The organism is Citrobacter sp. LUTT5 (assembly GCF_009905315.1).
Lineage (GTDB): Bacteria > Pseudomonadota > Gammaproteobacteria > Enterobacterales > Enterobacteriaceae > Citrobacter > Citrobacter freundii.
Genome location: NZ_CP047606.1, coordinates 908,275 through 929,996, shown reverse-complemented (window position 1 = coordinate 929,996; position 21,722 = coordinate 908,275). Strand labels below are relative to the sequence as shown.

Here is a 21,722-nt window from a genome sequence, read left to right as displayed (position 1 = left end):
ATCACAAAGGAAATTCGTATCATTTATTGGTCATCTGAACGCCACTCTGCTGTAAATGGTCGCGCAGCCAACTTCCCGCCACGCCAGGCGGTGATTTCTTATTCCACAACAGATCGATAGAGATAGCCTTTGGCCAGCCGGGCAGCTTTAATTGAACCAATGGTTTTTCTGCCGCAAACTCCTCCACCAGCGCACACGGGAGCGCGCACCAGCCGAATCCCTGAACAGCCATACTTAGCAATAACAGGTAGTTAGGAGCCGACCAGACGGGACCGCGCGCCACGTTAGTCCCGCTTTCCAGATAGGTATTCAAACGCAGCTCGCGCCAGGTGTGTAGCTGCTCCCACTGCAGTTTTTCTTGAGCCGCCAACGGATGCGATGCCGCCACGTATAATCCCATCCAGGTTTGCATCGGCAGACGCGTAACGCCCATGTCGGTCGGGTAATCCTCCCGCGCTTCGATCAACCCCACCTGAGCACGTCCTTTTTGCAGCAGATCGATAACGTCCTCGTCTTCGCCAATCAGACATTCAAACTCGGTATGGGGAAACTTGCGGTCAAACTGCACCATCAACTCTTCCAGCACATCCGGATGCAGCGTGTCTGACAACACGAAGGTCAGACGCGCTTCCGTTTCACCCGACAGCGAAATCGCCGCTTCATCCAGACGATCGCTGGCCGTCAGAATCGCCTGCACATAACCCAGCACCCGCTTACCTTCTTCGGTCAGCGTTGGCTGGCGTGATGAACGGTCAAACAGCGCAAAACCAAGGTCGGCTTCCAGATGCGCAATGGCCGTACTGATGGTGGACTGGCTTTTGCGCAGCCGCCGGGCCGCCGCAGAAAATGAACCGCAGGAAACGGTCTCCACAAATGCCGTTAACGCTTCAGGAGAGTAACGCATGAACTATCTACTTTATCGATGGGTACTATCTTTTAGATATCACATTAAACGATAAAATTGCCACCATTCCGTTATCCGGGCATCAAAGAAGGTTTTAGGTTATGCAACACGATACAGTCCAACGCCGCTCGTTAGTAGAGCGTATTTTTCATGCCGTCTGCTTTGAAGGCATTGCCACCGCTGTTCTCGCACCAACCACCGCATGGTTGATGCAGCGCTCGGTGCTGGAAATGGGCGGACTGACCATTCTTCTCGCCACTACAGCGATGATCTGGAATATCATTTATAACGCCCTGTTTGACCGTCTGTGGCCGTCGCACCTGGTAAAACGTACGGCAAAAGTGCGAGCATTTCACGCCTTAGGTTTTGAGAGTGGTTTTATTGTGATTGGGGTGAGCATCGTGGCGTATGTGCTGAACGTCAGCCTGTTTCAGGCATTCACGCTGGAAATAGGTTTCTTCCTGTTCTTCCTGCCGTATACCATGTTCTATAACTGGGCTTATGACACGTTACGCGAGCGTGTTATGAAGCGTCGCCAGCAGCGCGTTACTGCCTGATAATTAAAATAATAGTCGGAATTTTCTCGGTTCCGGCTATTCATCCATTCACCAGCCCGCTTGTTCACACCTCCCCCAGCCCCTGCCATTTGTGGTAAATTGCGCTTCTTTTTGTTTATTTTATAGTTGATACGTTCAAATAATGTCGAAATTTTGGTCAAAAGAAGAGACTCTCTGGAGCTTCGCACTATATGGGACTGCCGTCGGCGCAGGAACCCTCTTCCTCCCCATACAGCTGGGTTCTGCAGGCGCGGTGGTATTGTTTATCACCGCTCTCGTCGCCTGGCCTTTAACCTACTGGCCGCACAAGGCGCTGTGCCAGTTTATCCTGTCTTCAAAAACGTCGGCTGGTGAGGGGATCACTGGCGCGGTTACACACTACTACGGCAAGAAGATTGGCAGCCTGATCACCACCCTCTATTTTATTGCCTTCTTTGTGGTGGTACTGATCTACGCCGTGGCGATAACCAACTCACTCACCGAACAGCTGGCAAAACATATCGAGATAGATCTTCGCGTGCGTATGCTGGTCAGTCTGGGCGTGGTACTGGTGCTGAATTTAATTTTTCTGATGGGTCGACAAGCCACCATCCGGGTGATGGGCTTTCTGGTGTTCCCGCTCATCGCGTATTTTTTATTCCTTTCGCTCTACCTGACCGGAAGCTGGCAGCCAACGTTACTCACCGGCCAGATGTCTGTCGATCAGCACACGCTTCATCAGGTTTGGATATCTATTCCCGTGATGGTTTTCGCTTTTAGCCATACGCCAATTATCTCCACGTTTGCCATTGATCGACGTGAGAAATATGGCGAGCAGGCCATGGGTAAATGCAAAAAAATCATGAAGGTAGCCTACGTCATCATCTGCCTGAGCGTGCTGTTTTTCGTTTTCAGCTGTTTGCTTTCGATTCCGACAAACTATATCGAGGATGCAAAAAATGAAGGCGTGACCATTCTGTCAGCACTATCGATGATGCCTAACGCACCGGCATGGCTGTCGATTTCAGGGATCATCGTTGCCGTCGTGGCGATGTCAAAATCGTTCCTCGGCACCTACTTTGGCGTGATTGAAGGGGCAACGGAGGTAGTAAAAACATCGTTGCATCAGGTGGGTGTGAAGAAAAGCCGGGCCTTTAACCGCGCCCTGTCCATCATGCTGGTCTCGGCTATCACGTTTATCATCTGCTGCATTAATCCTAATGCTATTTCAATGATTTACGCGATTAGTGGGCCGCTGATTGCCATGATTCTGTTTATCATGCCGACATTGTCTACCTATCTGATCCCGGCGCTGAAGCCATACCGTTCAGTGGGTAACTTGATCACCCTGATTGTCGGTCTGCTGTGCGTATCTGTGATGTTTTTTGGCTAGAACGTGTTGCTTAACGGCTCATTTTCAGAAAGCATCAACCAGTGTTGGCGGAGGTAATAAACATGTTATCTCAGAGAAAGGATTCCGTTCACCTCATATTAATCGTTTCTCTGAAGCACAGATTCCTGTGAACGTGCAAGGGAGGCTCACCGCCGCCTCCCTTGCAACCCAGGCTCCCGGCGGGAAAATCGTCGCTGCGCGATTCATTCGTCTTATTCCGTCTGCCTGTCGGGTCGGGGCCGAGCCTGCGTCCCTGCAGGCCGTCCCCTCTGCCCGCATCCCTGCGGGCAGACCCGGTCAGCCGTCAACGCCTCATCGATTTTCAGCCGGGCCAGGGTGTCGCTTCAGCGCTCTGACTTCCAGTTAAATCTGTTTTGCTGTTCAGAGATATTCAAATAAAAGCGCGGATGGTCAGGTGTTGGCTGGTCCGGCTGAAAATTGCCGACGTGTTTCCGTAAGGACGGGAGAGCCAGCATGGATGCTGGCTCAGGGCGCGTTTTGCATGGACGCTACCTCGCGCCCGACCCGGTAGCCTGGAGGAATAAGCGGAGGGTATTGCGCAGCAACAATTTTCCCGCCGGGAGCCGGGATTGTAAAGGGCGTGGCGAAGAACGCCCTTTACACGTTCACGGGTATCTGTGCTTCAGATAAATGACACTGCTGAGGTGAACGGAACCCTGAGCAAGAATAACATGTTCACCCTACATACTTAACTGGACAGTATTGAATGTGGATGAGCCGTTAAACTGGCTTATTTGATGTACGAATCCAGTACTTTCAGAATCACATCCAAATCTTCTTCGCGCTTTATTTCATCGCCCTGATGCACAATGTGCTCGGTCAGATGACCTTTAATCACTTCGCGCATTAATCCATTTACTGCCCCGCGGATCGCCGCTATTTGCTGCAATACCGCCGCGCATTCATGCGGTTCATCCAGCATGGTTTTCAACGCCGCTACCTGCCCCTGAATCTTGCTGGTTCGGGCTTTCAGCTTTTGTTTGTCGCGGATCGTATGTGACATAACTTTACCTTTTTAACGTCTGGCCGTAGGGACAATACCATCGACATTCTACTGGGGGGTAGTATTTGATACTGGGGGGGAGTAGAATCAGGTGAAATTAAACAACTAAGAATCATTCTCATGGGTGAGTTTTCTACGCTACTTCAGCAAGGCAACGCCTGGTTTTTCATTCCCAGTGCGATTCTATTAGGGGTGTTGCACGGTCTGGAACCAGGGCATTCCAAGACGATGATGGCGGCCTTTATTATTGCTATTAAGGGGACAATCAAACAGGCGGTGATGCTGGGGCTGGCAGCAACGCTGTCGCATACCGCCGTAGTATGGCTGATTGCGCTCGGTGGGATGTATATCAGCAAAGCGTTTACCGCCCAGGCCGTTGAGCCCTGGCTGCAATTTGTCTCGGCGATAATTATTCTCGGGACCGCATTCTGGATGTTCTGGCGAACCTGGCAGGGAGAGCAGAACTGGCTGGCCCAGACGCATCACGACCACGATCACGGGCATCACCGCCACCATGTTCATGACGACCATCACCACCATCATCATGATCACGATGACGATCATCACCATCATCATGACCACGATCATAACCATGCCGCGTTAGCAGGGCTGAGCGAGGGTTCGAAAGAGTATCAGGATGCCCACGAACGGGCGCATGCCACCGATATTCAGCGCCGCTTTGCGGGCAAAGAGGTCACCAACGGCCAAATATTACTGTTCGGTCTGACCGGTGGGCTGATCCCGTGCCCAGCTGCCATTACGGTGCTACTGATATGCATCCAGCTCAAAGCCTTCACGCTGGGCGCCACCATGGTGCTGTGCTTCAGCCTCGGGCTGGCGCTGACACTGGTAACGGTGGGCGTGGGGGCGGCAATCAGCGTGCAGCAGGCGGCCAAGCGTTGGAGCGGATTTAACACGCTGGCACGCAAAGCGCCCTATTTTTCCAGCGTGCTCATTGCAATGGTCGGCTTATATATGGGGATTCACGGCTATATGGGGATCGTCGGTTAATATATGAGAGCGCAGCAGCGATAGCCGCTGCGCGGAAAACCAAACTAGCTTGCGACATTCCCCCACACCAGTTGCCCTTTATGGAAGGTCGCAGTGCGTGGGGAGATTCGCGCGACCGCTTCCGCTGAGCATGAAGCATCTACCAGCACAAAGCTGGCTTCATCCTGCGCTTTCGGCCAGACGCGCTCACCTTTATCGTTAAGCGGCAGCACATCACCGGTAGCGAGAAACAGCGCCCGCGACAGGTTGAGTTCATTCGGGCGAATATAGAGCTGCGCGTACAGATTCGCCTTCTCCAGCATGTCTCCCAGGCCGTACGGCGACCAGTGGTCAATCACGCTGTCGGTCCCGGTAATCACTTCCACGCCTTTGTCGCGCAGCTGTTTTAGCGGCATGTGCATCGTGCCAATCGGCACCGTCGAGGCAATGGTAATCTGCTGCGCCGCCATGCGGGTTGCGAGTTCATCCACCTGCTGTTCGTTCAGCGTAGACAGCGCAAACGCGTGGCTGATGGTCAGTTTGCCCTTTAACTGCGGCGTTTTCTCCACCGTTTCTACCATGTAATTCACCGCCGCCACGCCCGCCGGACTGGTTTCATGCAGATGGATATCCACGCCTTTGTTGTAATCGAGCGCAATCTGGAACATGGTATCGAGTGATTTTTCCATCGCCCCATCCACGCTGGTTGGGTCCAGACCGCCGACATAATGCGCTCCCGCCAGCATCGCTTCACGCATTAGCGGTTCAGATTTTGATAACAGCAGGCCATGCTGTGGAAATGCCACAATTTCACAGGCAAAACCAGGCTGGCGACGCGCCAGCACCGCCTGCAGGTTCTCCAGGTTTTTCAGTCCGGAAACCGGTTCTATGTTGCAGTGACTGCGGGCAATCGAGGTGCCTTTGGATTGCAGCAGATCGATCAGCTTTTCCGCCCGCTCCTGGGTGTAAGGCTGGAGTTCAGGCAGCAGCTTTTGTTCCAGGCGGATCATATCCTGAATGGTGGTGCCCGCCGGACGGTTCAGCGAACGCCAGGGACCGCCGTAAAAGGTTTTATCCAGATGGATATGCATGTCGCGCATGGCGGGCAGCATCAGCTTTCCACCCGCATCGTAGTGCGGCAGCGTCGCATCCGGATGCTGCTTATTCTCGCGCAGCGCAACTATTTTCCCGTCCTGGATTTCAACGGTTTGCAGCGCGGTACGGGTGTGCACCACCACTGAGCTTTCGTAATCAAACCCCGCTTCCAGCAGGACGTTATCCAGGTAATAGTGCTTATCGTTAATCGTCATTGTGCTCTTCGACCCGCAGGTGTTCCCGACAGGATTAGCAGCATACGCGACCGGGGCGACTGCGCCAAACAGCGCGGCAGCAGTGACCATTTTTCCGCTCTGGCTTAAAAATTCACGGCGGCTGTTACTTTCCTTCATTCGCATCTCCTCTCAGGAATGGACAATATGGGTGCCCGTTTCGCCGCGCAGTGCGGCGGGCAGGCATTCCGGCGTGGTGATGATCACTCGTTTACCGCCATGCTCCAGAAACGCCAGGCTGGCAACAATCTTGGGTAACATGCTGCCCGGCGGGAAATGTCCCTCCTGCATGTAACGGGTCATCGTGGCGACATCCACCGTATCCAGCGCCTGCTGGTTAGGTTTGCCAAAATGAATACAGACCTGCTCGACGCCGGTGGTGATCACCAGAATGTCGGCGCGGATCTCCTGTGCCAGCAACGCCGTGGAGAGATCTTTATCAATCACCGCATCCACGCTCTGGTAATCCCCCTGATCGCTACGCACCACCGGGATGCCACCACCACCCGCACCAATCACCACGAACCCCTGCTGAGTCAGCGTTTTGATCGCCTCTGCTTCAACAATACGTTTTGGTTCAGGGGAAGCCACAACCCGGCGGTAGCCGCGTCCCGAATCCTCAACAAAGCGCCAGCCTGGATTGACCCGCAGCAACTCATCGCGCTGCGCTGCGCTAAAGAACGCCCCGATAGGCTTGGTCGGATTAGCAAAGCCCGGATCGTTTTTGTCGACCTCCACCTGCGTGACCACCGTGACTGCCTTCTGCTCGCCGCGCCGCGCCAGACGGTTGTTCAGCGCCTGTTGGATCAAATAGCCGATGCCCCCCTGCGTATCTGCGACGCAGTTTGCCAGCGGGGTAAGCGGCAACCCTTCACGCTCGTGCGCGATTTCCGCACGTCGGAGATCCAGCCCCACCTGCGGCCCGTTACCGTGCGTCAGCACAATGTTGTAGTCCGATGCCAACATCTCCAGCACCGTATCCGCCACCGCCTTCACCGCTTCAGCCTGGTGCTCAATCGACTGGCTGGCGTTATCTTTGATAATGCTGTTGCCGCCAATGGCAACGACCACAAGTTCTTTCATAGTGTTATCTTCCGCTTACAGGCGATTCAGGTCGTTTTCGTCGGTTCCTGCTCAGGCGCAGTCACCGCTTCACGGCTATCAAGAACATGCTTGAGGACAAACATGCCGCTCATCATCAGGTAGGCCACAACAAATATCATCGAGCTGCCCTCAGCAAAGCCAACTGCCGGGGAGTGGATCACGCCAAACAGCGATAACAGTGCCCCAAAGGCTGCGGCAATCGCCCCGCGCAGCGGCTTATTCATAATGGCGAAGATAGCGACGCAGCCCCACAGCATGCTGGCCAGCGGCGCACCGCTTCCCAGATGCACCAGTCCGTCGTAATAGACACCTTTGCTGTGCAGTAAGTCGCTACCCAGTTTCCCCGCGGATGTTCCGGCGGCGCCCATCACGCTGTTAACGATGGTCAATGCCCAGTTAGCGATCCACGGGAACAGGCAGATGAAGATGACAGGAACCTCGACTTTGGGCGTTTCTCGCACCACCTGGTTGGCGGTCACCACACCGATAAACACCAGAATCGGCACTATCGCAGTCATCGGAATAATGGCGAGCATAAACGCGCCCAGGCCAAACAGCGGTACCAGGAACATGGTGATGCCTGAAGCGAGGGTATAGCCGATGCTGGCGCCCATCGCTTTCCAGCCAGCATGCCCAACATACACGGTCACCGGGAACGGGTTGCCCAGCATGCAGCCAAGCATGGAGGCAAAGCCGTTCGCCATCATCACCTTACGGGTGTTGTACTCATCCCCCGCCGCGTGCGCACTTTCAATGTTCTCAAGGTCGAAAATGTAGTTCGCCAGACCCAGAGGAACCGCAGAAGCCAGATACGGCAGTGCATGCGGCAAACCTTGCAGGAAGCTGTCGACATGAATTTCCGGCGGGTTGAAGCCAAAGGAAGACATCGACGCTTTAATGGCCTCCGGGCTTTGTAAACCGGAGATCCACGCCAGGGCCGTACCGGCAATCAGCAGCAGCAAGCCGGTAGGAATGCGGGCAAAAATCGGCTTCTTACCGAACCAGTTAATGAAGATCAGCAACAGGACGATGAAGGAGACGGTCGGCGCTTCGAATGCCTGCAGCATCGGGTTCATCGCCAGCAGCAACAGTCCCAGGCCGGACAGACAAGAAAGCAGTACCGTACGTGGAATCATCTTGCGGATGGTCTCGCCCAGGAAGGAGCCGCCGACCAGGATCAACGCTTCGACAAAGCACCACACCAGGGCTATCTGGATAGCAAAGTTGGCATCTTTGGTTTGCTGATAAACCGGCATCAGTACCAGGAAGGTTACGGTAAAGATTGACGGTGCGCTCGGTCCGGACGGCAGCGCCGTCACATCTTTACGCCCGGTGTGTTTTGCCATCTGCAGGCCAAACCAGGCGTAGCAGACGCTGGCCACCAGCACCGCCAGACCAAAGGCAGGCGCAATGCGACCATAGACAATTTCGGTAGGGATCCCGACGACAAAAATGAGCAGCCCCATCATTGTCAGCAGGTTAGTCAGGTTGTTGGTCATCAGCCCAAAGTAAGCTGCCCAGTCACCACGTTTCCATTCTAGTTTTATGCTGTTCATGGAATATCCTTAACAGGTTAAGCATCGTTTGCGATCGCGGAGATCGCCCAGCCCTGCAGGTAAGCAACGTTTTTCGCTTCGCTACTGTGGGGCTAACCGCGTTAGCCCCGATTGTTGTTATTGGCAGTAGCGGTCGCGCCAGTTGAGGATCGCCTTTTCAAAACAGGCGAATGGCGGGTGGACTATTCCGGCGCCGATCATGCCGATCCCCGCATCTTTGTGCGCAATTGCGGTGTTAATCACCGGCAGAATGCCGGTGCTGCCCACGCGCGTAATATCGATAGCGGTCGGTACGCCCATAAAACCAAGCAGCGGAATGGTGACGTTGGGGTTTTCGCCGAGAGTGATTTCGCGCATCTGGCGAGAGAAATCAACGGCCTCTTCGACCGTACCACCCACCAGTGCCACGATGGCCGGCGCCGTCGCCATGGCGAAACCGCCAATGCCGTAGGTTTCGGTGATCGCGCTATCGCCAATATCACGTCCGGAATCTTCCGGCTTGTACCCCGCAAACATCGGGCCAATCACCTGCTGCGCCGGACCGGTAAACCACTGACCCGGTAAGCCGCTGATGCGCAGACCGAACTCAACGCCGTTTCGCGCCATCGTCGTCACCACGGTGCTGTATTCAATGCCGTGGGCGGCGTCCATTGCGGCTTTACACATCGCCATCCAGGTCGGTCCGGAGAAGTAATCGCTGCTGAGGACAAATTCAAACACCTCACGCTGCTGCTCAACCGGATAACCGGTCTGAATAATCCACGGCGTCAGCGCCTGAATCAGCAGCGCCGTCCCGGCGTTGTTGCGGTTATGACACTCATCGCCCATGTGCAGCGCCTGCGCCAGCATCAGGCGCAAGTCTATTTCTCCCGCCAGCTTCATGGCGTCGCGCAGCATCGGTCCCAGCACATCACGCATCCAGTTCAGACGATCAATAACGCTCTGATCGTTCGCGCCCATACGCAGGATCTTCGCCATCTGCTCGCTCATATTGGTATATGCGCGGTTGCCGTAGGTTTTGTTCTCAACGATGTGCATAAACATCGACGCTGACGTCACACCCGCCATCGAGCCAACGCAGTCATGCTCGTGACATGGTGAGAAGATAATTTCACCCGAGGCGGCCAGTTCGGCAGCTTCATCCAGATCTTTCGCCAGTCCTTCAAACACCAGCGCCCCGGTTACCGCGCCCTTCATTGCACCGCACATTTTTTCCCAGCGGATTGGCGGCCCGGCGTGCAGGATGGTGTTGCGGGTCATCCCCGGCACGACATTGATTGCCTGGTCATAGCCAATCAGCACCGGATGCGACTGGATAATACGTTCCAGCGCCTGCTGGTTAGCGGCAGCGATTTTGTCTGCTAGCGGCGAATCGGCAATCTCGTCCAGTGCAGCAACCACCTGCATGTTGCCCTGGCCCGGCGGCGTCCAGTCGAGTTGGGTCACGGGAACGTTCTGCTTTTTCAGGTCATCGCTGAACATCGCGATACCGACATTAATCACATTCAGCGGCTGGTTAAACAGTGTCTGGCTCATCAGGCTTCCTCCCCTTTACAGATAAATTCACGCGCCAGCAATCCGGTGTTGGTGCTACTGCTCGCCCAGATAACGCCCGCATCAGTCAGCATCTGACATTGTTTTTCCAGCGACGGCGTATCAAGATCGGTTCCCAGCACATAGCCGAGAATCTCAAGCGGACGACCGTCTGCGGCGGCGATCGCTTTGGCTTCAACGATCGCGTCGAGCATCACGCCAACCGGATCTTCATGCGATCCAAAACCAAGGACGAAGTCCATCACGATCACGCCGACTTCAGGATCGCGCGCTTCCTGCAACAGACGACTAATGCGGTTGGTGGGATCGATCATCGGGTGCGGTTTACCGTTGGTAAAATCGTCATCACCGAAATCGAGGAAGGTATGCGCCACGCTGCGGTTGAGATCTTGCAGGCGGAACGCCGGATCCGGATGAATGTTGCTGTAAACTTCGGCATGTTTTTCCATGGCAGCAAACATCGCCTCATCGCACAACGTGCCACCGCAGAACAAGCCACGGATGTACTTTTGTTGCGGGGTCAGACGGGCACGAACCTCTTCAATCAGCGGCCAGTTGAGCGGATGCAGATCCAGGCTCTCTTTTTTCACGCCGGTCAGCAGTACCGCTTTCAACGCCGCCTCTTTAGTACCGCGGGCAAACTGTAGGCCTTTTTCATCCGCAGGCGCGGCTTCACGTCCGAGGAAACACACCACCACGGGCTTATGACAGGCGCGCGCACGTTCCAGCACCTTGCGCGCCACCGCTGGCGCAGGAGGTTTAGAGATAAGCGCGATGATCTCAGTTTGCGGATCGGCCTCCAGCATGCCAATCGCGTCAAGCATCATCAGGCCGCCAATCTTCTCACTCAGATCGCGTCCACCGGTGCCAATCAGTTGGGAAATTCCGCCGCCAAACTCGTGAATGCGTACGCTCAGCTCCTGGCTACCGGTACCGGACGCACCAATAATTCCGATGTTGCCGCGACGCACTGCGTTGCCAAAACACAGCGCCGCGCCGTTAATGATGGCGGTTCCGCAGTCTGGCCCCATCATCAACAGCCCTTTTTCGTGCGCCAGTTGCTTAAGCGTCAGCTCGTCTTCAAGAGAGACGTTGTCAGAGAACAACATCACGTTGAGGTTATTTTGCAGCGCCTGACGCGCTTCACGCGCGGCAAACAGGCCGTTGACCGAGATCACCGCCAGGTTGCTGTCGGGAACGTGCTTCTTCGCGCTGGCGAGCGTGGCATAGCGCGCTTCGTGCTGGCCACCCTGCTCTTTATGCGTAAACAGATCGTCAATCGCCACCAGCGTTTGCGCGTTTGCTTCGTCGCTCGCGCCTTTAATGACAATCATCAGATCGCCACTCTTCGCCTCTTCCAGCTCAGGCGTGAGCAGGCCGAGATTCTTCAGCACGCCCTTATTCATTTCTGTCGCCATAGCCACGAACGCCTGCTCAACACCATCGAGCTTATTTGCGCGCGTGGAGATAGACATCAGTGAGACAGAATCAAAATACGTGTTCTTTTTAACAACTATCCTGATCGACATAATTCCCTCCGGACCTGTGGCTCAGGGCGCAGGCATCTGCCATGCCATACAGCATGTCGCAGCCAGAACTTGAGCCAATATTTTTAATGTCAGTAATATATTGTGTAGAAACGGGTTGTTGCTCAGTAATAATATGGTTGAGCAGCCGTCCAATGCTTTCCCGATAACGCTGATGAAAAGCTTCCTCTAATGTTATTTTGCTGAGTAGCGTCGTATTATTTCCGGCACATTGTAAAGCTGCTAAAAAATCTTCACGATATTTCCTCAGCGGATGTCCGGGAATAAATAGAATAGTGCTTAGGCCCACTAAATAATCATCCGATGAGGGCGTCAGACCAATCCCCAGACCAATTAAATGGCTGACCGCTGTAGAGATATTTTCTCCTGTACGCAACGCCGTCAGTAATGTTTGTCGGCGGTTGTGTAATTGACGGGTGATTTCCTGAAAAAACGGATTGTCACCCTGATACAGAAATAATGTGTCGTCGCTTCTTAGCTGTTGGCGGATAACCTCATCCCAATGCTGCCAGCCGACTGCGGCAAGACTTGCTGCATCAGATGTCCACCGTGGTATTCGCCACAGCAGGCAACCGGCGGTTTCTATCCATTTATCATTGCCAACAACTATTCCCGACCCGCTAAAATTGACCAGCTCACCGGGATGAAACAGGTCTTCACAATGCGTCAGCGCCAGCCGACAGCTGTTAGGTGCGTTATCACAATCTTCACTCAGTAACGTCAGCAACCGCTGCTGTTCAGGTATCAACAGGTTTACCGCGTGGGAAAAAACCTGTTCAACCCGTCCCGTTCCCCGGAAAGTGAGAAACGCGCTGTCTGCGGTTAGCGCCCGTACGCATCGCCGTGATGGCGTAGCGATAATGGCGCTCCTGTGTCAGGCTCCGGCCGCAATCAGCAGCTCGGCAATCTCGTGGTACCCTTTCTCTCGCGCCAGTTCCAGCGGGGTTTTACCGTATTTATCCGTCATGTGCGGATTTGCGCCATGGTCGAGCAGCAGCTTAACGATCTCCTGCTGCTTCGCGCCACCGTCATTAAGTACGATGGCTTCCAGGAGCGGCGTCCAGCCAACAAAATTAGTATGGTTGACATTGATATCGGTACGCAGCAGCAGCTCACGCACGATCTCAACATGACCTTTTTCGCTGGCTGGCGTAATACCGACACCGCCAAAACGGCTCAGACAATTAAGGTCAGGGTTAGCCGGTAATACCGTACGCAACAGCGTTAAATCATTCGTCAAGCAGCTAATCAGGAAGGGGTTAAAACAAGTTTGATCTTGTTTATTAATATCGGCACCCTCAGCAATCAATAAAGAAACACAGTCATAATGTTTATTCAGGCTGGCAATAATAATGGCAGTACGCCCCTGGCGGTTAGTGGCATTAATATCCACATTTTTTGCCAGACAGGATTTTAATCCATCGGCATTGCCCTGTTCTGCCGCCAGCAGAAATTCAGTAATGAGTTCTTTCTCTGACATAATCGCTCTCCTGCAGTTTTTTAGACTTTTTAAATATCCGATAACCTGAGAATAGCAACAGAGTGCAGAGAATAACATCCGCTTAAATTTCATTCATCGTAAGCGCATCGATTATTGAATCAATTTTAACAATGAGAACAAAACGTGCTGTAGTGCAATCTTTCCCTTATGGCTGGGGCCCTTTTAGCCACTAATCAGTAGTCCGGTGAATCAGGCGGTATGCTGCACGGATAGCGGCCTGCAATTAAAATACAGAAGTGTGATTGTCTTCAAATCAAATGTAAAACTAGTGTTAAATTTTGTTCAAAACTGATTGCTCTGTATAAGGATTACAAATACATTCAACAATCATCGTGTTGCGGATGCGCATTGTCGCCGGAGGGGAGAAAGATGAATTCAATATTTACCGAGGAAAACCTGCTGGCGTTTACGATGGCAGCCCGCTACAGCAGCTTTAGCAAGGCGGCTGAAGAGCTAGGCTTAACCACATCGGCAATTAGTTACACCATTAAGCGCATGGAAATGGGTCTCGACGTGGTGCTGTTTACCCGCAGTACTCGCAGTATTGAACTGACCGAGTCCGGGCGCTACCTGTTTCGCAAGGCGACCGACCTGCTCAACGATTTCCACGCCATCAAGCGCAGCATTGATACCATCGCTCAGGGCATTGAAGCCCGGGTACGCATCTGCATTAACCAGCTGTTGTATACCCCTCAACATACAGCGCGGCTGCTGCAGGTACTCAAGAAACAGTTTCCAACCTGCCAGATAACCGTCACCACCGAGGTGTATAACGGCGTCTGGGATTCGATCATCAACAACCTGGCTAATATCGCCATTGGCGCGCCCGATACGTTACTGGATGGCGGCGGAATTGATTACACCGAGATCGGCGCGATCCGTTGGTCGTTTGCGATTGCCCCGGATCATCCCCTCGCCTTTATGCCGGAACCCATTTCTGAGAGCCAGTTACGCCTGTACCCAAACATCATGGTGGAAGACACCGCACACACCATCAACAAGAAGGTCGGCTGGCTGTTACACGGACAGGAGTCGATTCTGGTTCCCGATTTTAATACCAAGTGCCAGTGCCAGATCCTGGGTGAAGGCATCGGTTTTCTACCGGACTACATGGTGCGCGAGGCGATGGAAAAGTCGTTGCTGGTGACGCGGCAGATCCACAACCCGCGTCAGGATTCACGAATGCTGTTGGCCACCCAGCATTCGGCAACCGGTCGTGTAACTCAGTGGATTAAAAAAGAGTTTGGGCCACAAGGGATACTGACGGGGATTTATCAGGATCTGCTGCATCGGGAGTGATGAACCGGATGGCTGTTATACCTTCCGGTACACATAAGATGATCAGGCGCGGATATCGTCGTACTCGCGGGTTTTATCAAATTCATGTTTGGCAAACGGGCACAGCGGAATAACTTTGCGGTTTTCAGCGCGCATCTTCTCTACCACTTTCGCCACCAGCTGTTTGCCGACGCCCTGACCTTTCAGGCTGGGGTCGACATCGGTATGTTCAATGATGCTCAGATGCTCGCCCGTCGGCACAAATACTATCTCGGCAACCTGGTTGCCCTCAGCATCATTGACATAAAACTTGTTGTGGCCTGCAAGAATTTCCATGGTCCCCTCACTCATTTCTGGCGATATTTCAGCGCACCGCTCGGACAGGTATCGATGACCTTGATGACCGTCTCGACATCCACTTCATCCGGAATGATCCACGGTTTACGTTTCAGGTTAAACAGTTTCGCGCTTCCCCGCACGCAATTGCCCGAATGCTGACATATCGCCGTGTTGAAATAGACGTCAATCTTCTCGCCGGTATAGGCCCGGTAACCTGCATCCAGTAGTTCCTTATCCACGACATTGCCTCACATTTTTTTATTGTCTGGGTCTAATCATAGACCTATGCGAGGCTGAAGGAAGCTGCTGAAAGCAGAAATATCACTCGGGCCTGTTCTGCAACGACGGCTGCTGCTCTGGTGGCAAATACTCCAGCATCGCAGGCGTTGGCGGCGGGAGGCGGTTATCGGCAATATCCCTGTCCACATCGATATGACTGATTTCGCCATTCTCATGATGGTGGACCGTCAGCACCCTCGCCTTGTTCAGTTCCGTAACCAGCTCCCGGGTAATACGCAAACTTTCTGCCAGCTCATGGTCTTCCAGCCCGGGTCTGCGACTGCGGCGTTCCACCCGAAAACGAAACTGGTTGTACTTAGCCCAGCCAATCAACACCAGGCCGTTGACCAGGGCGACAAGGATATAAAACGTGACCGTATCCAGCGTGGTGAAAAAGGGTCGCACCCCCATATACGGTGAATGCGCCAGGGCCGTGATCAATCCTTTATAGATCAGGTATAAGAAACCAACCCAGGCGATGAGCGTCAACAACACATCGATAATGCGAGGCAGCAGACGCCGCTCCGTAAAGATCAGTGGCTGATTCACGATTCGATCCTCCCAATGCCACGGTCAGGACTCACCCAACGCGCTCTGCCGCGTTTGCGTTTAAGCATCACTTTCGGGAACGCGACCAGCGTGGTGAACAGGCTTAGCATCCAGTACACCACCGGGAACCAGATAATCCAGAACAACGAGGCGCCAATGCCTTTTTCATAACGTCGTTCAATCATCAGGCTCACCGCAAACTGCAGCAAGCACACCACGCCGAGGATAAGTCCGGTAAAGGCTGGCGGGAACAGATGCTGCACATACAGCGAGTCCGGCATCGGGATCATCAGCCCTAACAGGAACAGCACGATACTGATCGCATAGGCAAACGACCAGGCGGTAGAAAAACAAAACTCAAGAAACAGCGGCCACATGCGACGGAACTCCCACGACCACAGACGACGCATGTTAACGATAAACACCTCTGCACCACCCTGCGCCCAGCGCAAACGCTGCTTCCACAACCCTTTTAACGTTTCTGGCATCAGGATCCAACACAGTGCGCGCGGCTCAAAGAATACCGACCAGTGGCGCAATTGCAGCTTCCAACTGATATCGATATCTTCAGTGATCATGTCCGGGCTCCAGTAACCGACCTCGGCCAGCGCGCGACGACGAAACGCCGCAACTACGCCTGAAACGGTAAAGATCTGCCCATAGACTCGCTGAGTACGCTTAATTAAACCGATAATGGAAGAGAACTCACCGACCTGCACACGGCCGATTAACGTAGAGCGGGTTCGAATACGCGGGTTCCCCGTCACCGCACCAACGCGCGGGAACTGGATTAGCGGAGCCACAATATAGGCAACGGCATCACGATCCAGTAACGCATCGCCATCAATGCACACCAGGTAATCGCTGCGCGCCGCGGCCGCACCGGTCTTGAGCGCCAGCGCTTTGCCCTGGTTTTCAGCCAGATGAATCACCCGCAGGCTGGGGTATTCCACTGCCAGTTGTTCCAGCACGTCGTGAGTGTCATCCGTTGAACCATCGTTGATGGCAATCACTTCGATATTCTTATATCGCTGTGCCAGTGCGGCCTCAATGGTTTCACGCGCGTTGATCCCTTCGTTAAAACAGGGGATCAGAATGGAAACCAGTGGATTCCCCGGCAGGGTCGGTGGTGGCGTGTCATCTCCCCATTTCCAGTGACGTTCACGGTAAAACCAGAAATAGACTCCGCCGCTTATCCACAAAGCAGACATGAACAAAGGCCAGAAGAAGACGAAGTTCAACATCACTTCACCTGTAAAGATGACAGCCACGCCAAACGGCAGGCTGAACATCAGGCAAAGTATCAGGAAAGCAATAATGCGATCGGTCATTTTTGCGGATACCAGTATGAGGAGAACGTCGAGCGAATCTCTGACATCTCAGGTTTGTCGCTGATGAAATCATCCGGGTAATAGCCGTAGTTACCTGCACCGCTTAATTTCAGCTGGCGCATCCATTCGGCTATTTGTTTTCCGCTGATTTCAGCCTGATCCCCGGATTTACGCCAGTCTCGTGCCTGCAGTTCAAACACGGTTTTATCCAGCGCTCCAGGGTTTTGTGCAACGGCATTCACCAGTCGGTCAAGCCATGCGTTGGCATCATTGGCCGGGATCTGTTCCATGAATGGCATCGCCATCGGCGCCGTCCAGTCATAGGTATTGAGGAAATCATTCAGGTTTTGTGCAAACCAGGCTTCACTTTCAGGCTCCAGTACCGGCATGGCGTAAATATTGCGCGCAGTTTGCACCTGTGGACCGCGAATATTACGCACAGACTGAGTCAGCTGTTTGGTGAAGTCGATCAGCATCTTACTTTTCAAGCGCGTCCAGCGCTCAAAGGTCTGAGGGTTGCTACGGATTTGCTCAATACTTCCCGGAAGCCCTGCGGCGCGGTAAGCGGCTAACGCCTCCGGTGACGCATCTTCAAAGTCCGTCAGGAAAGCATCGTCATGAAACAAAATACCTTTGAAACTGGCATGTTTCGCCAGGTCTTCATAGATTTCAGTGATGCGCTGACGCGCTTCGCTGCTCCAGGGTGAAAGGCGGACATAGTTCTCGTGATTGATAGCAGTACGTCCCGTTTTCGGATCCCATGCGGTTACGCGTGGAATAGACGCGTCGAGATCGAAAGCCAGAACCGGCATCCAGGCATATACCGTCACCCCTGCCCGCGTTTGTAATTGCCAGGAGATATAGTTAAAGAGATCGGCACGCATCGGCAGCCAGCGGTTGGGGAAATAGACCTCACGAATATTCCCGTCACCTTTAGGGTCGGCATACGCCTGCAGGAAGACATGAGAAATACGCATGTCATAAACGCGCTGGATCAGCTTATCGATATTTCGCTTCTGCTGAGCAGGGTCCTTGTCATACACGTAATCCAGATCGACATGCATCACGCGCATCGTCTGTGGCTCACGGACCTGAGCGACCTGACTGGCAAAGCGCTTAAGGGATGGGTTATCAGAGATCAGCACGCGCGGAATATCATCGAGAAACGCGGCATTCGCCAACCCTTCATTAAGCGTAAAGGCCATCTTATAGCCATGCTCTTTGGCCAGGTTTAACGTCGTGCCGTTGGCTGCGCCGTACGGCCATACCCACGCGCGCGGCGATTTCCCTGTCACCGATTTGATCTTGTTAGTGATCAGAGAAATATCCGTGTTTATACGTCGCGTGTACTGTTCGTCCGTTTCGTAAGTGCCGGTTTTCTTATCATACAGGCGGTTCGCTACAGCTGGCTCTTTACTCCCCTGTGGATTGGCCTCAGCGCCAAAGTGCGAGTTCCAGGTGTGCGCACCGACTTCCACCAACGGCGATTTCCCCATTTCTTCGACCATTTTCCAGGTCGCGAATTTATCTCGCGCTGTCATTAAGCCGCCAAAATCGACTTTTTTGTTGGCTGGCGCATCAACCCAACTGCCTACTGGCGCCCAGAGAGCAGGCCAGTTGTAGGCTTTCAGCAATGGCCAGACGCGGGTATAAAAACTGCTATACCCGTCATCAAAGGTGAGTAATACCGCTTTTTCCGGCAGTACAATTTTACCGTCATGGGCATCCAGAATTTGCTGCACGCTGATCGGCTGATAGCCATTATCACGCAGCCAAGCCATTTGATCGCTCAACGCGCTGGTACGCACAGAGAGGTAACGCTGGTCGGCAGCACCATCTTCAACATCGTGATAACCCAGTACCAGGAAACTATTTTTCGGCCACTGATGATCCGCCGTCAGCGGTGTTCTCTCCCCAGGAGGAACATAGCGAGGCGTTGTATTGTGCGCGCTGCTGCACGCGGTAATCATCAACCAGCCAGCGATTAATGCGCTAAGCCACAGGCATCTTTTCAGCATGAACAATCCTTAAAACCTGACATTTAAATCGAAAGCGAGGGAGATATTCCGCTCACGTTTACCGTCATAGGGGCGTTTATCCCAAATCAGCATCACCCCGCCATCTACGACGTTGTTCCATTTAAGCCGTTGTCCGTATCCTACCTGGACGATAGCGCCTGCATCTTCACCTTGCTGCCAGTAGCCACCTACGCCTGCCAGACCTTGTTGCGTCCAGACGGTATCATAGTGGCGGTAAAGAACCTGCTCTGCGCTCAGGCCAGGGACAACCGAAAAATCACTCTTCGGGTTGTAATACGGCACATTCTCTTTGGTGTTGGTGCTCCCGCCAATGCCCGGCGTAAAGTCCAGCGTGAAGCGAGGCGTGGTCCAGATGCGCTCTTTTCCGCTGAGTCCGTATTCGATGCGATCGTTACCGTCTGAGAAATGTGATGCAGCAAACGACAGTTGATATTCACGTCGTTCGTTTTGATACCAGCGAACGAACATATCGCCGCCGTTGGCATACACACCGCTACGCAGCGCGCGCAATGGCGTATTACGCGACAAGCGCTCGGCCGAACCGCCTACGCGCCAGTTGTCATTGAAGTCATGCCAGCCGGATAGACGCCCCCCAATCTTCTGACCATCGCCATAATTTCGGCCAGACACTTCCATTTCCGCCCAGTAATCACGGGAAGTCCATTCTGCACCCGCCGCCAGATCGCGGCTGATGCCCTTCCCTTCCTCAAATTCACCGGTAGCGAAGTTGAATCCAGTAAACAGTCGCCAGTTGTCATTAATCGGCGGACTGTAAATAGCCGTGTTGATGTTGAAGTCATTCTTACCGCTGACCGGGCTATCGGACGAGATCCCCTGCGTGCCGCTAATGCGCACTTCCGACATTTTGTGGACATCACGAATACGCGCGAGGCGCAGCGTCGCTTCATCATCCGGGCTACGGGCAATAACGTCATCCGTCAGTTCATCGGCCTGCTTCCATTCCTGGAGATCCAGCGCAACGTAAGCCTGCTGACGCTCCAGCTCCAGATTGCTTGGCTCAATCACTTCCGCCAGCTTAAGCTCTTTCTCCGCCGCATGCGGCAATCCACGCGCTTCAAGCACAGAGGCATAGGAAATGCGCAGTCCCTGGTTACCGGAGCCTGTTCGTGCCAGATGCTCTGCGAGCTTTTCTGCCTCTGGCAGTTCATTGGCAGCGATATGATATTGCGTCAGCAGCGACTGTCCGAGCAGCCAGTTATCGTTAGGCTGCGGCGTTGGCGAGCCATAGATACGCCGCAGATACGGACTTTCTTTGATCAAATCATCGACTTGTTTTTTGGCAGCATCGAAGTTTTCATTATCAATGTGTGCATAGAACAGATCTTGTTGATCCTCTGGACTGAGCGGCGTCACCGGGATAGGCCCATTTGGGTAGTAGATGCTCGCCAACATCGCTTCGGTTTTTTCCGGCTGACGCTCGCTTAACCATGCTGATGCCACCCAACGTTTTGCGTAGTTTGGTACTTCGCCGCTTGCGGAAAGGGACTCATATTCCTCGATCACTTCGGCAGTACGCTTACGCACCAACAGGGCACCCATACGGTCTATTCTCGCCCGGCGGACATCATTCTGCGCAGACGGCTCATCTTTCCAGGCCGCCAACAACTGGTCATAACGGGCCAGCGCTTTATCCGCTACGATAAAACGTTCTTCTTCATTACGTGCGGACGTATAAGAGGATCGGACCATTTCAGCCGCCGCATCAAGCTCAAGGCGACGCTTCACAGGATCTGCCGTAGGTACGATTTCCGCCATATTTAAGGCTGGTCCGGAAACACGGTTCGCTGACAGCGCAGACAACAGCGTGGATTTTGCATTTTTGTTGCCAGGATCGACGTCATCCGCCTGGCTGGCAACCAACAGTGCATCCCAATTTTTCCCCTGAGAATGATATACATAGGCAAGCAATGCGTCGGAATCTGCGCCCGGATGTGCCTGAGCCCATTTATTCGCTTCGGTAAGGGCTTGCTGATTGTAGCGCGCATCTGCCAGCGTCATTATCCAGCCGGTGCGTACATCAACGTTATCAGGTTCTTCCTGTAAAACGCTTTCCCACACCGCCAATGAATCATTCCAGTTTTTCTGGTTACGATACGCACGCGCTGCGGCGACTTTTCCCCGTGCAGGTACATCCATCTGCCCACGATACCGCTGCCAGATTTCAATTGTTGTTTTATCGTTGTTCTCAACCCAACTGGAAACTTGCAGCCAGTCGGCAACCTGGTTTGGCGTTAGCGCACTTTTCTTTCCCTGATCCTCAAGGTAGCGCAATAGCGGCGCACTATTCCCCCCCCGCGCTTCAATAACCAAAGCATCATAATCTGATACCGCGGCAGAGATTTGCATAGGGAAAAGAATGCTAGCCGTAAATAAACAGCTTACAGACTTAAAACGTTTAATGAAGTTGGCATGTCGACGCATACTGAACATATCTGCCCTTATATCTTAC

Annotated in this window: 19 protein-coding genes; 4 read left to right on the top strand and 15 right to left on the bottom strand. The window is 53.5% G+C overall.

Annotated elements, in window-relative coordinates:
- Nucleotides 1–19: 19 nt before the first annotated feature.
- A complete protein-coding gene (locus GUC46_RS04425) occupies nucleotides 20–904 on the bottom strand; it encodes a LysR family transcriptional regulator (protein WP_071697464.1) in 885 nt (294 codons plus the stop codon).
- 101 nt (nucleotides 905–1,005) lie between these two features.
- On the opposite strand from GUC46_RS04425, the gene GUC46_RS04420 reads away from it, so the two are divergent.
- Both GUC46_RS04420 and GUC46_RS04415 read left to right on the top strand, forming a co-directional pair.
- Nucleotides 1,006–1,461 (top strand): multidrug/biocide efflux PACE transporter, encoded by a 456-nt coding sequence (locus tag GUC46_RS04420; RefSeq protein ID WP_003840976.1) that lies wholly within the window; start codon nucleotides 1,006–1,008, stop codon nucleotides 1,459–1,461.
- Nucleotides 1,462–1,603: 142 nt separating this feature from the next.
- Nucleotides 1,604–2,833 (top strand): amino acid permease, encoded by a 1,230-nt coding sequence (locus GUC46_RS04415; protein WP_003840979.1) that lies wholly within the window; start codon nucleotides 1,604–1,606, stop codon nucleotides 2,831–2,833.
- Between the two features lie 751 nt (nucleotides 2,834–3,584).
- Here GUC46_RS04415 and rcnR read toward each other — a convergent pair.
- Nucleotides 3,585–3,857 carry a Ni(II)/Co(II)-binding transcriptional repressor RcnR gene (rcnR, locus tag GUC46_RS04410; RefSeq protein ID WP_003033900.1) on the bottom strand — a complete coding sequence of 91 codons (273 nt, stop codon included), beginning with the start codon at nucleotides 3,855–3,857 and terminating at the stop codon, nucleotides 3,585–3,587.
- Between the two features lie 120 nt (nucleotides 3,858–3,977).
- Here rcnR and GUC46_RS04405 point away from each other — a divergent pair, with 120 nt between their 5' ends.
- A complete protein-coding gene (locus tag GUC46_RS04405; RefSeq protein WP_057102290.1) occupies nucleotides 3,978–4,868 on the top strand; it encodes a nickel/cobalt efflux protein RcnA in 891 nt (296 codons plus the stop codon).
- Nucleotides 4,869–4,912: 44 nt separating this feature from the next.
- Here GUC46_RS04405 and GUC46_RS04400 read toward each other — a convergent pair whose 3' ends face one another.
- The 7 genes from GUC46_RS04400 to GUC46_RS04370 all read right to left on the bottom strand — a co-directional run bounded on the left by GUC46_RS04400 (nucleotide 4,913) and on the right by GUC46_RS04370 (nucleotide 13,416).
- Complete coding sequence (locus tag GUC46_RS04400; protein ID WP_071685087.1) at nucleotides 4,913–6,295, bottom strand: amidohydrolase family protein; 1,383 nt, start codon at nucleotides 6,293–6,295, stop codon at nucleotides 4,913–4,915.
- Between the two features lie 12 nt (nucleotides 6,296–6,307).
- Nucleotides 6,308–7,258 carry a carbamate kinase family protein gene (locus GUC46_RS04395; protein WP_044713445.1) on the bottom strand — a complete coding sequence of 317 codons (951 nt, stop codon included), beginning with the start codon at nucleotides 7,256–7,258 and terminating at the stop codon, nucleotides 6,308–6,310.
- Nucleotides 7,259–7,284: 26 nt separating this feature from the next.
- Nucleotides 7,285–8,835 (bottom strand): hypothetical protein, encoded by a 1,551-nt coding sequence (locus tag GUC46_RS04390; RefSeq protein WP_057102292.1) that lies wholly within the window; start codon nucleotides 8,833–8,835, stop codon nucleotides 7,285–7,287.
- A 117-nt stretch (nucleotides 8,836–8,952) separates the two neighbouring features.
- Nucleotides 8,953–10,371, bottom strand: coding sequence for a DUF1116 domain-containing protein (locus GUC46_RS04385; RefSeq protein WP_003033887.1), 1,419 nt, complete (start codon nucleotides 10,369–10,371; stop codon nucleotides 8,953–8,955).
- Complete coding sequence (fdrA, locus tag GUC46_RS04380; RefSeq protein ID WP_003033884.1) at nucleotides 10,371–11,918, bottom strand: acyl-CoA synthetase FdrA; 1,548 nt, start codon at nucleotides 11,916–11,918, stop codon at nucleotides 10,371–10,373. Before fdrA ends, GUC46_RS04385 begins: the two co-directional genes overlap by 1 nt.
- Nucleotides 11,896–12,684 (bottom strand): DUF2877 domain-containing protein, encoded by a 789-nt coding sequence (locus GUC46_RS04375; RefSeq protein WP_003846433.1) that lies wholly within the window; start codon nucleotides 12,682–12,684, stop codon nucleotides 11,896–11,898. Before GUC46_RS04375 ends, fdrA begins: the two co-directional genes overlap by 23 nt.
- 126 nt (nucleotides 12,685–12,810) lie before the next feature.
- Complete coding sequence (locus tag GUC46_RS04370) at nucleotides 12,811–13,416, bottom strand: ankyrin repeat domain-containing protein (protein ID WP_003033877.1); 606 nt, start codon at nucleotides 13,414–13,416, stop codon at nucleotides 12,811–12,813.
- 390 nt (nucleotides 13,417–13,806) lie between these two features.
- On the opposite strand from GUC46_RS04370, the gene GUC46_RS04365 reads away from it, so the two are divergent.
- The gene (locus GUC46_RS04365; protein WP_003033874.1) at nucleotides 13,807–14,736 is read left to right on the top strand and encodes a LysR substrate-binding domain-containing protein; all 930 of its coding nucleotides are present in this window, start codon (nucleotides 13,807–13,809) and stop codon (nucleotides 14,734–14,736) included.
- 42 nt (nucleotides 14,737–14,778) lie between these two features.
- Here GUC46_RS04365 and GUC46_RS04360 read toward each other — a convergent pair whose 3' ends face one another.
- From GUC46_RS04360 to pgaA, 6 genes are all read right to left on the bottom strand, one after another.
- Nucleotides 14,779–15,051 carry a GNAT family N-acetyltransferase gene (locus GUC46_RS04360; protein ID WP_003033869.1) on the bottom strand — a complete coding sequence of 91 codons (273 nt, stop codon included), beginning with the start codon at nucleotides 15,049–15,051 and terminating at the stop codon, nucleotides 14,779–14,781.
- 11 nt (nucleotides 15,052–15,062) lie between these two features.
- Complete coding sequence (yjdI, locus tag GUC46_RS04355; protein WP_003033864.1) at nucleotides 15,063–15,293, bottom strand: 4Fe-4S mono-cluster protein YjdI; 231 nt, start codon at nucleotides 15,291–15,293, stop codon at nucleotides 15,063–15,065.
- Nucleotides 15,294–15,375: 82 nt separating this feature from the next.
- A complete protein-coding gene (gene pgaD, locus GUC46_RS04350) occupies nucleotides 15,376–15,882 on the bottom strand; it encodes a poly-beta-1,6-N-acetyl-D-glucosamine biosynthesis protein PgaD (RefSeq protein ID WP_003033860.1) in 507 nt (168 codons plus the stop codon).
- Nucleotides 15,879–17,213 carry a poly-beta-1,6-N-acetyl-D-glucosamine synthase gene (gene pgaC, locus GUC46_RS04345; protein ID WP_003033859.1) on the bottom strand — a complete coding sequence of 445 codons (1,335 nt, stop codon included), beginning with the start codon at nucleotides 17,211–17,213 and terminating at the stop codon, nucleotides 15,879–15,881. Before pgaC ends, pgaD begins: the two co-directional genes overlap by 4 nt.
- The gene (pgaB, locus tag GUC46_RS04340; RefSeq protein WP_121540425.1) at nucleotides 17,210–19,231 is read right to left on the bottom strand and encodes a poly-beta-1,6-N-acetyl-D-glucosamine N-deacetylase PgaB; all 2,022 of its coding nucleotides are present in this window, start codon (nucleotides 19,229–19,231) and stop codon (nucleotides 17,210–17,212) included. Before pgaB ends, pgaC begins: the two co-directional genes overlap by 4 nt.
- A 9-nt stretch (nucleotides 19,232–19,240) precedes the next feature.
- Nucleotides 19,241–21,703, bottom strand: a complete 2,463-nt coding sequence (gene pgaA / locus GUC46_RS04335) for a poly-beta-1,6 N-acetyl-D-glucosamine export porin PgaA (RefSeq protein WP_130715393.1) — start codon at nucleotides 21,701–21,703, stop codon at nucleotides 19,241–19,243.
- Nucleotides 21,704–21,722 lie beyond the last annotated feature (19 nt).

Excerpts from the sequence above, each read along its gene's own strand:
- GUC46_RS04425 (WP_071697464.1), bottom strand. The coding sequence starts at position 904 with ATGCGTTACTCTCCTGAAGCGTTAACGGCATTTGTGGAGACCGTTTCC.
- GUC46_RS04420 (WP_003840976.1), top strand. The coding sequence starts at position 1,006 with ATGCAACACGATACAGTCCAACGCCGCTCGTTAGTAGAGCGTATTTTT.
- GUC46_RS04415 (WP_003840979.1), top strand. The coding sequence starts at position 1,604 with ATGTCGAAATTTTGGTCAAAAGAAGAGACTCTCTGGAGCTTCGCACTA.
- rcnR (WP_003033900.1), bottom strand. The coding sequence starts at position 3,857 with ATGTCACATACGATCCGCGACAAACAAAAGCTGAAAGCCCGAACCAGC.
- GUC46_RS04405 (WP_057102290.1), top strand. The coding sequence starts at position 3,978 with ATGGGTGAGTTTTCTACGCTACTTCAGCAAGGCAACGCCTGGTTTTTC.
- GUC46_RS04400 (WP_071685087.1), bottom strand. The coding sequence starts at position 6,295 with ATGAAGGAAAGTAACAGCCGCCGTGAATTTTTAAGCCAGAGCGGAAAA.
- GUC46_RS04395 (WP_044713445.1), bottom strand. The coding sequence starts at position 7,258 with ATGAAAGAACTTGTGGTCGTTGCCATTGGCGGCAACAGCATTATCAAA.
- GUC46_RS04390 (WP_057102292.1), bottom strand. The coding sequence starts at position 8,835 with ATGAACAGCATAAAACTAGAATGGAAACGTGGTGACTGGGCAGCTTAC.
- GUC46_RS04385 (WP_003033887.1), bottom strand. The coding sequence starts at position 10,371 with ATGAGCCAGACACTGTTTAACCAGCCGCTGAATGTGATTAATGTCGGT.
- fdrA (WP_003033884.1), bottom strand. The coding sequence starts at position 11,918 with ATGTCGATCAGGATAGTTGTTAAAAAGAACACGTATTTTGATTCTGTC.
- GUC46_RS04370 (WP_003033877.1), bottom strand. The coding sequence starts at position 13,416 with ATGTCAGAGAAAGAACTCATTACTGAATTTCTGCTGGCGGCAGAACAG.
- GUC46_RS04365 (WP_003033874.1), top strand. The coding sequence starts at position 13,807 with ATGAATTCAATATTTACCGAGGAAAACCTGCTGGCGTTTACGATGGCA.
- GUC46_RS04360 (WP_003033869.1), bottom strand. The coding sequence starts at position 15,051 with ATGGAAATTCTTGCAGGCCACAACAAGTTTTATGTCAATGATGCTGAG.
- pgaC (WP_003033859.1), bottom strand. The coding sequence starts at position 17,213 with ATGACCGATCGCATTATTGCTTTCCTGATACTTTGCCTGATGTTCAGC.
- pgaB (WP_121540425.1), bottom strand. The coding sequence starts at position 19,231 with ATGCTGAAAAGATGCCTGTGGCTTAGCGCATTAATCGCTGGCTGGTTG.
- pgaA (WP_130715393.1), bottom strand. The coding sequence starts at position 21,703 with ATGTTCAGTATGCGTCGACATGCCAACTTCATTAAACGTTTTAAGTCT.